This is a genomic window from Streptomyces sp. HSW2009, assembly GCF_040240285.1.
Lineage (GTDB): Bacteria > Actinomycetota > Actinomycetes > Streptomycetales > Streptomycetaceae > Streptomyces.
Window position 1 is genome coordinate 1 of the sequence record NZ_JBEHZD010000970.1, and the last position, 1,479, is coordinate 1,479.

At 75.4% G+C, this 1,479-nt stretch carries 1 protein-coding gene; it reads left to right on the plus strand.

The window, feature by feature from the left end:
* Positions 1-470: 470 nt before the first annotated feature.
* On the plus strand, positions 471-1,479 hold a 1,009-nt coding region (locus AAHZ94_RS33920), incomplete at its 3' end, for a uroporphyrinogen-III synthase (protein ID WP_502964867.1).

The window sequence follows — 1,479 nt, forward strand, 5'->3', positions numbered from 1 at the left end:
GAAGGCGTGGGTCGCCTCGCCTTCGTCGTTTCTGCGCGGGCTTCGTCCGCGCGTGCGGGGGCTTCGCCACCCGCGGCCCCCATGGGGTGGGTGGGGGTTGGGGTGGGTGTGTGGGGGTGCGGTTGTGTGGGTGGTGGGTGTTTTGGGGTTTGGGTGCCCACGGAAGGCGTGGGTCGCCTCGCCTTCGTTGTTTTTGCGTGGGCTTCGTCCGCGTGTGCGGGGGCTTTGCCACCCGCGGCCCCCGTGGGGTGGGTGGTGAGGGGTTTGGCTTCGTTGGATTTGGGTGGGCTTTGTTCGCGGGTGTGGGGGCTTGCTGCCCGCGAGCCCGTTGCGCGGGTGTGGGGCTTTGTCGCCCGGGCCCTGCGGGCGGTGTCCCGGTGCGGCGCGGGCGAGGAATGTGCGAGGTGGGGCCGCAACGGGGCGGGCCACCTCGCTTTTGTCTTGGTGGTCGGACGGCATCGGGAGCTGGCGTGACGGAGCAGGATCGAAGACCGGGACGGGAGCCGCGCGCTGCGCATGCGGTGAGCGGGCGGGGCGGCACGCCGTTGGCCGGGTTCGTGGTCGGGGTGACGGCTGCCCGGCGCGCGGAAGAGCTGATCGGACTGTTGGAGCGGCGCGGTGCGCGCGTGCTCCATGCGCCGGCGATGCGTACCGTGCCCCTCGCCGACGACGCCGAACTCAAGTCCGCCACCCGGGAGTTGATCGAGCGGGCGCCCGACGTGGTGGTGGCCACCACGGCCGTCGGCTTCCGGGGCTGGGTCGAAGCCGCCGACGGCTGGGGGTGGGGCGGGGCGTTCGCCGACCGGCTGCGGGCCGCTGAGGTGGTGGCCCGCGGGCCCAAGGCGTGCGGTGCGATCCGCGCCGCCGGGTTCAGCGAAGCCTGGTCGCCGGAGTCCGAATCGATGGCGGAGGTGCTCGACCGGCTGCTGGCCGACGGGGTCGCCGGCCGCCGGGTCGCGGTCCAACTGCACGGCGAACCGCTGACCGACTTCGTGGCGGCGCTCCGGGCCGCGGGCGCCGACGTCATCGGCGTACCCGTCTACCGCTGGCTGCCGCCGGCCGACCTCGGACCGCTCGACGGGCTGCTGGACGCGGTCACCGCCCGTACGGTCGACGCGCTCACCTTCACCAGCGCGCCCGCCGTGACCAGCCTCCTGGACCGGGCGGCGGCCCGCGGCCTGCGCGACGAACTGCTCGCCGCACTGCGCGGCGAGGTGCTGGTGTGCTGCGTGGGGCCGGTCACGGCGGCGCCGCTGGTCAGGTACGACGTACCCGTCAGCCAGCCGGAGCGGTTCCGGCTCGCCCCGCTGGTGCAGTTGTTGTGCGCGGAGTTGCCCGGGTGGGCGGTGACGGTGCGGGTCGCCGGCCGGTCGCTGGGGCTGCGCGGGCGGGCGGTGTCCGTGGACGGCGTGGTGCGGCCGGTGCCCCCGGCCGGCGCCGAACTGCTGCGGGCGCCCGCCCGCCGGCCCCCGCCCCCCC